This is a genomic window from Eximiradius sp., assembly GCA_937127445.1.
GTDB lineage: Bacteria > Bacteroidota > Ignavibacteria > Kapaibacteriales > UBA2268 > JAKIZO01.
The window spans coordinates 318,639-328,087 of the sequence record CAKZLY010000014.1 but is presented as its reverse complement, the minus strand read 5'-3'; the positions used below and the strand labels follow the sequence as shown (position 1 = coordinate 328,087).

Genomic DNA, 9,449 nt, shown 5'->3' with positions numbered 1-9,449 from the left:
TTTATTTTATTAATAATTATGAGGAAAAAATGAGAACTTTAATTTTAATATCCTTACTTTTTGTTGGGATATATTCATCATCATTATCGCAAAAAGTAATTACAGCGAACATGGTAGGAACTTTTAGTGATGATGTCGCTCCATTTCTACTGGACAATAAGTGGGGATTTTTCGATAAAGTTGGAAACATTGTTATTCAACCACGATTTAAAGTATTTGTGAATAATTATAGCGATTTGCCTTATTTTTCAGATGGACTAACCGCAATAGTAGATTTGGAAACTGGAAGGGTTGGATACATCAACAAAAAAGGTGAAATAAAAATAGCCCCTGTATATTACTCTGCTACTTCATTTAATGAAGGAGTTGCATTCGTTGGGCGTCAAAACGACCACGTATTGATAGACACTTCTGGTAAAATAATTGCTCAAGATTTTGTTGCTATCAATGGCTATTATTCTCGTTTTTCAAACAATCGTGCTTGTGTTCAAAAAAAATTCGTCTTAGGTTATATAAATAAATCGGGTAAATTTGTAATTGAGCCAAAATTTGATGAAGCTGAAGATTTTTCGGAAGGTTTGGCTGCTGTAAAAATAAATGAAAAATGGGGTTTCATTGATACGTTGGGGAATGTAAAAGTTGATTTTAAGTTTAGTAACAAACCAAATTCGTATAATAATGGAAGAGCCTTTGTGCAAGGCACAAATAACAAATGGGGAATAATTGATATTACTGGTAATTTGATAGTTGAACCGATTTATCATCAAGTTTTTAATTTTAGTGGAGGATATGCTGTAGTAAGCCTGATGGATGAAAAATGGAACTTAACCTACCAGATAATTGATATTAATGGCAAACCGGTAAAAGTACTTGCAAAACCAGCAAATAGCAGCGAAACAATAACTATTTTGAGTGGTTTTTCGGAAGGACTTGCTGTTGCTATGAAAGGATATAAGAAAGGATTTATTGACTACAAAGGCAATACAGTTGTGGGTTTTCAGTACCGGGAGTTGTCCCCAATCTCGTGTGGTATGGCTTACTTCGAAAAATTTGATGAAAAGACAAAAAAAGTTACTCGCGGATTTATTAACAGTTCGGGGAAAGAAGTCATACTAATTGAAGAGCCTAAATTTTAAAATTCTTTATGGAATTTGTAAGAGAGAGCATAATTATCTAAATATTATAATTGAATAAAAACATTAGTAAGTTTGATTTTTTGATTGCCGTCCAAAAAATTGCTATTTTATAGATGTGGATGTAGCAATTTTCATATTGTTGCTTTATTTTGGATTTGCAACGGTTTATTTGTTTGCACTTGCTGTCTTTTCATTGCTACCTGAAAAGAAGTATCAGCCAAAAACGAACAAACTAAATCGCTATGCTGTTCTAATTCCAGATTATCGAGAGAACAAGATAATTCTTGATGTTGCTCGATCTGCTCTATCGCACGATTATCTGGACGATTTTTTTGACGTATATGTAATTGCTGATGGTGTTAAACCTGAAACTGTTGCAATATTGGAAGAATATGGATGTAATGTGCTTGAAGTACAATTTGAAAACAGCACGAAAGCTAAATCGTTGAATGCGGCACTTAATGCAATTGAAGAAGATAAATATGACTATGCGGTTGTTCTTGATGTTGATAATATTATGCAACCTGGATTTCTTAATCAGGTGAACATTGTTCACAATAGCGGTTACAAGGTAGTTCAGGGACACCGCACAGCGAAGAACATAAATACAAACACAGCATATTTGGACGCATTGAGTGAGGAAAGTGCTAATTCACTTATTCGGCGTGGGATTTTCAGGCTTGGGGGCTCGGCTATGATAATTGGTTCTGCTTTTTCGATTGAATGGAAATTGTTCAAAAGGTTAATGTCGGATATCCAAGATGTGGCTGGGGAGGACCGCGAACTCGAAATACGAATATTACAAGAGAGAATAAAGATTGCGTACAGCAGTTCGGCAGTTGTATTGGACGAAAAGGTAGAAAACTGGGGAAATTACACCCGACAGCGTTCCCGTTGGGCTGCAGCGCATCTTGATTTTGTATTGAAATACTTTGCCAAAGGCTTCGCGCAATTTTTTAAAGGAAATTTTGATTATTTTAATAAGGTTTTGCATAGTTTAGTACCACCAAGAATAATACTGCTTGCTGCGTTGATGGTGTTTTTTATTTTGTCGCTGACTATATCTCATTTTCCTTTTTCAGAATGGTGGATATCTTTATTTCTTCTATATATAGTAACTTTGATGCTATCGATACCAAAGCGTTTTTACACAAAAAGAATGCTTGTGGCATTGTTAGAACTTCCCAAAATGCTATTGTTAATGGTAATTTCGTGGTGCAAAGCCAAAGGACAACGCGATAAGTTTGTTTCAACACCACATACTTACACAGGTGAAAAGAATTAGCTATTTCCTTGAATTGATTTGTTCAATTTTTCTTCGAAATTAGGAATTGTAGCAATAAAATCTTTCATTTCCTCTAAAAAAATCTGAATCCCTGTTGGGTCGAGCAAAGAAATTTCAGCAACAATTTCAATAAAATCGTCGAAGTGATTTAATTTTGCGTGGATTTTTGCTTTCAAATACAACGCATCAAGCCAATTTGGAGCTAAATCGACCAGGTGGGCAACTTCTTTGAGAGCTTCATCAAATTTGCTTAATTCATAAAGCACCTGAGCATAATCAAAAGTATATTCGGAATTGTAAGGTTCTATTTCGAGGGCTTTTTCGTAACATTTCGATGCTTCAATTAAATCATCAAGGTTATAATATGCCTCGCCCATAGAATGATAAACATCAGCATAATCGGGTTTAATTTTAACACACTGCTTAAAATCGCGAATAGCAAGTTCGTATTCTTCGATTGCGTCGTAGCAAATGCCTCTACCGTATAGAGCAGGATAATAATTGGGCCGGACTTGCAGCAGACGTGTAAAGGTAGTGATTGCGGAAGTGTAATCGCCGCTATCTCCCAGCAAACTTGCTAAATTGTGGAGAGCATCAACATCCGATGGATTAATGTTTATACATTCTCGGTAGCATTCAATGGCTTCGTTAGTATGACCAATGGTTGTATAGACGTTAGCTAAATTGTAGTAACACACTAAAAAATTAGTGTTAATAGCAAGTGCCATTTTAAAAGCGTCAATAGACTTGTAGTGCATACTATTGTATGAATAGACAAGCCCAAGGTTGAACCAAAGGTAATAGTCATAAGGGTTTTCGTCAATAGCTTTTTTGTAATATTCAATAGCTTCGTCGTATTTATCTAAGTTTGTATAGCAAAAAGCAATTTCTTGAAACAAGTCTTTGCGATAAGAAGCATTTTCTTCCAAACTTTTTAGAATAGCAACTGATTTTTCGTATTCTTTAAGGGATTGATAAATTAATCCCATTTGAAAATCAATGTCATCATTTGCGGGATCGAGCTGTTTGGCAAGATTAATAATACTCAATGCTTTTTTCGGATTGCCGGTATTTTCTAAGGCAATTGAATAGTTTATCAAAGTATCGATATCAGTTGGATTTTCGTTATACAATTCTTCGGCAATATCAAATGCCTCTTTATACCTGCCCAGATTAAACAAAATTACGCATTTTTTATTTCGTGCGTCAACAGACGCTGGATTGTATTCCAAAAGTAGTTCGCAAAAAGCAAGAGCATCTTCGAACTTGCTTTTCGAAAGAGAATAATCTATTAAATCATCAAGTGCATCAGCACTTGGAAGGTCTTCGTTGCTTTTATTCCGACGACGAATTGCCCGACGAAAACGCTTGAATTGCTCTTCGATATCTTCAGGAAATTCATCGTCATATTCATTGAAATAATCGTTCATTTCGAAAAACAAAATTAAATAATTACAATTATACAACTAATCAAACAAATAATTAAACAAAATATTTTAGTTAATAAATGATTTATTATTTAATTTGTAACAAAAGAGAGTTGCTTGTTTTATTATACAGTATAAACTTTTATTAATTTTATTTCGTATTATCAAAAAACGAGGTTAGCAATGAAACCCAAATATATTTTACTTATTTTAGTACTGCTTTTCTCTTGCAGTGGAGAGGAAAAACTAATTGACAATTTCACGGATACTAATAAAGCTCTCTTAATTTATAATAAAAAGAATAAAGTTTCAATTGAAAAAGTTGATTTACTGAGTGGGGTCGTGCTCGAAGAAAATATTCTTTCTAAAATAACTCAGATAAGTCAGGAAGACACAATCTCTCTTGCAAAGTATTTTCGGGAGAATATATTTTTATTTGCAAAAGGAAGTTACAAAATTTTTGTATTAGATTTTAATTCTCTTGATTACAAATATACAATTGATTTTTCGCAAAGCCAGCTTATACCAACTGATATAGCATTTGCTAATGCAACAGATGCATACATAACGTTCGAAAACTCTGACAAAGTTGCACTATTAGATTTAACTAACTTTGTTGTTGCGAAGCAGATTAAAGTAGGCACATCACCACGTTCAATTGCAGCGGCGGGCAACCAAATATACGTAGCTAACTACTCAGACAATACAGTTTCAGTAATAGATAGCAGAACAAACAAGCAAGAAGCTGTTATTTCGGTCGCCCCCTTCCCTATTTATATTGGGGTTCGAACTGACGGGAAGGAAGTTGTTGTTGTTTCGCGCGGGCTTGGGAAGGACCTGACTGATGTTGTTCCAACGGCTGCAATTGCAACCATAATAGATGTTGCAACAAGGCAAAAAGTTGCTGAGGTACCGATAGGAACATCTACAATTAAGGCAGAAACTGTAATGCCAATATCTTCAGTAATAACAAACTCAAATTACTTATTTGTAACAAACGGGATTAATTTATTTAGAATAAACGTAAAAAGTCGGGCTACTGCGTATAATGTTGGTAAATATGCTTATCAAAAACTTTTCTTTAACAACTTTAAAAATGAATTAATTGCTCTTGCCGTTGATGAACAAGTGAATTCAAAAAAAATAAACATTTGCGACCGTTCTTCAGGAATAATAAAATATAGTGTAAACGTTCAATCTGGACTTAGATGGATATTACCAATTTATTAGAGCAAAGAAGAAAATCAATTGTCAATCTGCAATCGCTGCTCGATTTAAGTTCTAAGCTTAATGAACTTAACGATGAGCAAAAAATATTGAATGCTTCGCTATTGAGTATGATGGGGAAGCTTAAATTTTCGCGGGCGGCGGCATATATCAGAAAAGACGAAAGCCTACAATTATCAGTAGATAAAGGGATAAAATTCATACCTAAAATAGTATATTTTAGTGATTTTAGTGTCCGCACACTTAATAAATTTTTTCAGAAATTTCAATTAAGCAATATTTTTCCTGTTTATTACAAAAGTGAGCTTCTTGCTGTTTTCCTTCTATCAGGTCCGTTTGGGAAAAATGATTTGACAGAAGAAGAATTGCATTATGGCGAGTTAATATCCCAAATTACTGCAAATGCTCTGCAAACGACTAAATATGTGCATAGTTTGAGCATAGCGAAACTAAAAGCAGAACGTCACAGCCAAATGCTTTCGACTGTCTTTGAAATTTCGAGAGATTTCAGTTATTTGCTGTCTAAAGAGAAAATTATAAAAATGCTCTCCTACCATTTAATGGGTCAATTGATGGTAAATAAATTTGCTTTATTGCAAAAAATAAGAGAAAATATTTACGAGGTGTTGATAGATAGATTTAACAATTCTGAAGCTGGCATTAAATTAGAAATTTCAGGAGAGAATCAATTTGTTAATGTAATAGAGAAAACTGAATTCCCACAAAACATCACCATATTATTTCCAAAGGCTGAATTACTTGTTCCAATGATAGTGCAAGGTGAAACTAAAGGACTACTAATAGTTGGCCCAACATTTAATTCAACCCAGTATGATGAGACTAAGAAACTTTTTATCACAGCAATAGCAAACACAACAATTACAGCGTTGGAGAATGAGCGATTATTTCAGGAAGAGCTGGCAAAAAAAGCCATCGAAAGCGAACTTGCATATGCACTTGAAATACAAAAAAACCTCTTGCCAAAAGTTGCGCCTAATATACCAAATTATTCTATTTATGGTAGAAGTATTCCTTCACGTCAGGTCGGCGGTGATTATTTTGATTTTATTATGATTGATAGCAATCAATTATTGGTTGCAATTGCAGATGTTTCAGGTAAAGGTTTGCCAGCAGCTCTTCTTATGGCAAATTTTCAATCTGCATTGCGTATTCTGGCTTCGCTCGAACTCGATTTAAATGAATTAGTAGAAAAACTAAATAATTTGGTATATTCAAATACTTCACCCGATAAATTTATTACTTTTTTTGTTGGAAAACTTGACATTAAATCAAATAAATTTAGTTATATAAATGCAGGACATAATCCACCTATGTTGTATAACAAAGAAGCAAATGAGATAGAATTATTGCGAAAAGGTGGATTGCTACTTGGTTGTTTAGATGAGGTTTTCAATTATGAAGTTGGTGAAATTGTCTTCGCCGAAGGGGACACACTTATTATGTTCACTGATGGAGTAAGCGAAGCACAGAACAATCGGGGTGAAGAGTTCACAGAAGCAAGATTGGAGAGCTTAATAAAAGAATATCACAAATATAATGCGGAATTGCTTGTGGAGAAAATCATTTCAGAAGTTGAGGAGCATTCCTTCAAATCGAATTATTACGATGATATCACAATAGTTGGACTAAAAAAGGAAGAGTAAAGCTGTGATTTGAAATTCTCATTGTATTATGAGAATTTCAAATTTCTTATAGAATTATCGCTATTATTTTTTTATTCAACAAACAAAAAAGGCGAAAAAAAATTCGCCTTCAAATGTAAGAAGAGAGGAAAGCCTTATAACTGTTCGTTTTTCGAAGTATTTAAAGCGAGTTTTCGCATATCGGTAGTTGACAAACGGCGACCACCGATAAAGCGACTTTTATAGAACTGGCTTTCCAGAGAAGAAACGGTAACACCGAATCTTGAACTTGCGTGAGCGAATAAGTTATCCCCTAAATAGATGCCTACGTGAGAGGCAAATTTTCTTGAATATGTATGGAAAAATACTAAATCACCGAATTCAAGGTTTTTGCGGCTAACTTTCTGTCCAACATTAATTTGTTCGCGAGCAGTTCTCGGAAGAGCGATATTAGCAACTTCGAGGAAAATTCTTTGTGTCCAACCGGAGCAATCAATAGCATTTTCAGATGTTCCACCAAACCGATAAGGGGTGCCGAGCCATTCCATAATTTTGTCCATCAGATCGGATTTCTTCAATCCATAAGAAGTTTTATCGAACTCACCGGTAACAAATTGAATCCAAAGAGTTTTAAAATCGTCAATATTGACAGTAATATCGTCTTCTTTTTCAAGTTCTGCAATATCTTCGCCGTAGTCGCCAATGATATTAGGGTCGTAAAGGTCTTCACCATCGTTTTTAAGCAACCAATCGTTGTTTTGTCCAACTTTTGGCTCCAAACCAGCCAGTTCGCTAACAGATGCAGAATTTGATTTTATTATTTCGATTGCTTGTGCGCGAGTTGCGGAAGGATTGTATTTAGTGGTTTTCGCTCGACGAGGTGTTTTTTTCTTTTTTGCCGCCGCTACATCTTCAAATGAAGATAACAATAATAATGGCAAAATCAAAACTATTATAAACTTTTTTAACTTGCTATATTCAAACATTCTTTTTCTCCAACTTTTGAACATTTTTTACATTCCGATTTGAATTCCAAATCGGTTGCAGATTTTTTGTTAATTATACGTTTCACTTAATAAAAGGAAACTTTAAAATAAAGTGTGAAAAAAATTACACATTTAACACATTGCAATAAACAAAAATCTCGAAAAAACACCAAAGAAAAATTTGATTTATGAGAATTTTTTAATCAGATTTTCATTTTTATCACCACGTTTAGTTTCCGCTAAAACTCAAAAATTATTGATATTATTGGATTTTTAAATTTTTCTTGTTAATTTTGATGAAAATTTGAATTATCATGGGAAATTTATGTTAATATCTGTTGTCCAATTTGCACCTGAATTTTTTAATAAAGAATTTAACATTGAATATGTGAAAAAATGTTTATCCGATGTTAAATCTGAAATAATAATTTTTCCTGAATTGAGTTTAAGCGGATATTTTTTTCTTAATCGGGATGAAGCATCGGCAAATGCAATAGATTTCGAATCAACAGAATTGGATTTCCTGCGTGAAGATGCGCAAGACAATAACAGAATAATCATTATTGGATTTGCTGAACGCAAAGACAACAAGATATACAATTCCGCTGGCATGTTTTTTCCGGACAATACATTAAATCGTGTGTATAGAAAGATGCACTTATTTTATAAGGAAATTTATGCGTTTGACCGTGGCGACACAGGTTTTTTTGTTGTATCGTTTCCTGATAAGGATATTAGAATAGGCACAATGATTTGTTATGATTGGCGTTTTCCTGAGGCTGCAAGGTGTCTCGGACTGGATGGAGCCGATTTAATTGCTTGCCCGTCGAACCTTGTTACTCCACTGTGGAACAAAGTAATGCCCGCACGAGCAATAGAGAACAAGGTATACCTTGCAGTAGCTAATCGAATTGGGATAGAAAAACGTAATGATGAAACTTTGCTTTTTAATGGGCGCTCGTCTATATATGATTATAATGGTGATGTTATTGCTGATGCACCAGTGGACGGAGCTAAAATAATAACTGCTGAAATCAATCCTGAACGAACTCGCGATAAATCATTTAATTTGATAAATGACATTAATAGGGACAGAATCCCAGAAATGTATAAACAGATAATGAAAAATCGTAGGTATGATTATGATAGATAGAGAGAAAATAACGTCGAAAAATCCAAAAATCAAGTTTTCCTATGCCAAACAGATTGTAAGGGATAGTGCGAAAAATCCGATTGATTTTTTGAATGATTTTGATTATATAATTGGGCTCACACAAGAAAAGAACAACATAATCAAATGGACTGGGATAGATTTGCTCGGGAATTTAGCATCTGTCCTGACTGATGAAAATGTTGCAAAGATATTGCCTATGCTAAAAGATTTTTTATTGAGCGGGAAATTAATCCTCTCAAATCACGCTCTCTTTGCTCTTGGTCAAATTTTGTTACAAAAGCCACACTTTGCCGACGAGATAGTCCCTATGTTTCTTGCATTAAGAAATGTGAAGTTCGATACAGAGGATTGCCGGGATATATCACGTGGGAAATTGCTTGAATTTCTGAAAGAAAATTATCGATTCATTATTGGGAACAAAGAAGCAAAAGAATTTATAGAAAAATGCACAACAAGCACCCGCGAAAATGTTGCTAAGCTTGCAAAGCAAGTATTGAAAAAGATTAAGGCAACTACGTAAAAATCAATGATATTTATATATAAACAAATAGCATATAATTACAATGATTAT

Annotated in this window: 8 protein-coding genes; 6 read left to right on the top strand and 2 right to left on the bottom strand. The window is 34.0% G+C overall.

Annotated features, from left to right (window positions below; genetic code table 11):
- Positions 1-29: 29 nt before the first annotated feature.
- A complete protein-coding gene (locus AC6QZF_RS04160) occupies positions 30-1,136 on the top strand; it encodes a WG repeat-containing protein (RefSeq protein ID WP_499798611.1) in 1,107 nt (368 codons plus the stop codon).
- A 115-nt stretch (positions 1,137-1,251) separates the two neighbouring features.
- Entirely contained in the window at positions 1,252-2,421 is a 1,170-nt protein-coding gene (locus tag AC6QZF_RS04155) for a glycosyltransferase family 2 protein (protein WP_499798610.1), read from the top strand.
- Here the strand turns inward: AC6QZF_RS04155 and AC6QZF_RS04150 are convergent.
- Positions 2,418-3,851, bottom strand: a complete 1,434-nt coding sequence (locus AC6QZF_RS04150; protein ID WP_499798609.1) for a tetratricopeptide repeat protein — start codon at positions 3,849-3,851, stop codon at positions 2,418-2,420. The two genes, AC6QZF_RS04155 and AC6QZF_RS04150, sit on opposite strands and share 4 nt — an antisense overlap.
- Positions 3,852-4,031: 180 nt before the next feature.
- Between AC6QZF_RS04150 and AC6QZF_RS04145 the strand changes: the two genes are divergently transcribed.
- Together AC6QZF_RS04145 and AC6QZF_RS04140 are read left to right on the top strand one after the other, a co-directional pair.
- Positions 4,032-5,078, top strand: a complete 1,047-nt coding sequence (locus AC6QZF_RS04145) for a YncE family protein (RefSeq protein ID WP_499798608.1) — start codon at positions 4,032-4,034, stop codon at positions 5,076-5,078.
- Positions 5,057-6,739, top strand: a complete 1,683-nt coding sequence (locus AC6QZF_RS04140; protein ID WP_499798607.1) for a PP2C family protein-serine/threonine phosphatase — start codon at positions 5,057-5,059, stop codon at positions 6,737-6,739. Before AC6QZF_RS04145 ends, AC6QZF_RS04140 begins: the two co-directional genes overlap by 22 nt.
- 134 nt (positions 6,740-6,873) lie before the next feature.
- Here the strand turns inward: AC6QZF_RS04140 and AC6QZF_RS04135 are convergent, their stop codons facing one another.
- A complete protein-coding gene (locus tag AC6QZF_RS04135; RefSeq protein ID WP_499798606.1) occupies positions 6,874-7,704 on the bottom strand; it encodes a C40 family peptidase in 831 nt (276 codons plus the stop codon).
- 325 nt (positions 7,705-8,029) lie between these two features.
- On the opposite strand from AC6QZF_RS04135, the gene AC6QZF_RS04130 reads away from it, so the two are divergent.
- Both AC6QZF_RS04130 and AC6QZF_RS04125 read left to right on the top strand, forming a co-directional pair.
- A complete protein-coding gene (locus AC6QZF_RS04130) occupies positions 8,030-8,857 on the top strand; it encodes a nitrilase-related carbon-nitrogen hydrolase (RefSeq protein WP_499798605.1) in 828 nt (275 codons plus the stop codon).
- Positions 8,847-9,398, top strand: a complete 552-nt coding sequence (locus AC6QZF_RS04125) for a hypothetical protein (protein WP_499798604.1) — start codon at positions 8,847-8,849, stop codon at positions 9,396-9,398. The genes AC6QZF_RS04130 and AC6QZF_RS04125 overlap by 11 nt, the downstream gene beginning before the upstream one ends.
- Positions 9,399-9,449: the final 51 nt, after the last annotated feature.

Bases quoted from the DNA above. Each gene is read 5' to 3' on its own strand.
- AC6QZF_RS04160 (WP_499798611.1), top strand. From the start codon at position 30: ATGAGAACTTTAATTTTAATATCCTTACTTTTTGTTGGGATATATTCA.
- AC6QZF_RS04150 (WP_499798609.1), bottom strand. From the start codon at position 3,851: ATGAACGATTATTTCAATGAATATGACGATGAATTTCCTGAAGATATC.
- AC6QZF_RS04145 (WP_499798608.1), top strand. From the start codon at position 4,032: ATGAAACCCAAATATATTTTACTTATTTTAGTACTGCTTTTCTCTTGC.
- AC6QZF_RS04140 (WP_499798607.1), top strand. From the start codon at position 5,057: ATGGATATTACCAATTTATTAGAGCAAAGAAGAAAATCAATTGTCAAT.
- AC6QZF_RS04135 (WP_499798606.1), bottom strand. From the start codon at position 7,704: ATGTTTGAATATAGCAAGTTAAAAAAGTTTATAATAGTTTTGATTTTG.
- AC6QZF_RS04130 (WP_499798605.1), top strand. From the start codon at position 8,030: ATGTTAATATCTGTTGTCCAATTTGCACCTGAATTTTTTAATAAAGAA.
- AC6QZF_RS04125 (WP_499798604.1), top strand. From the start codon at position 8,847: ATGATAGATAGAGAGAAAATAACGTCGAAAAATCCAAAAATCAAGTTT.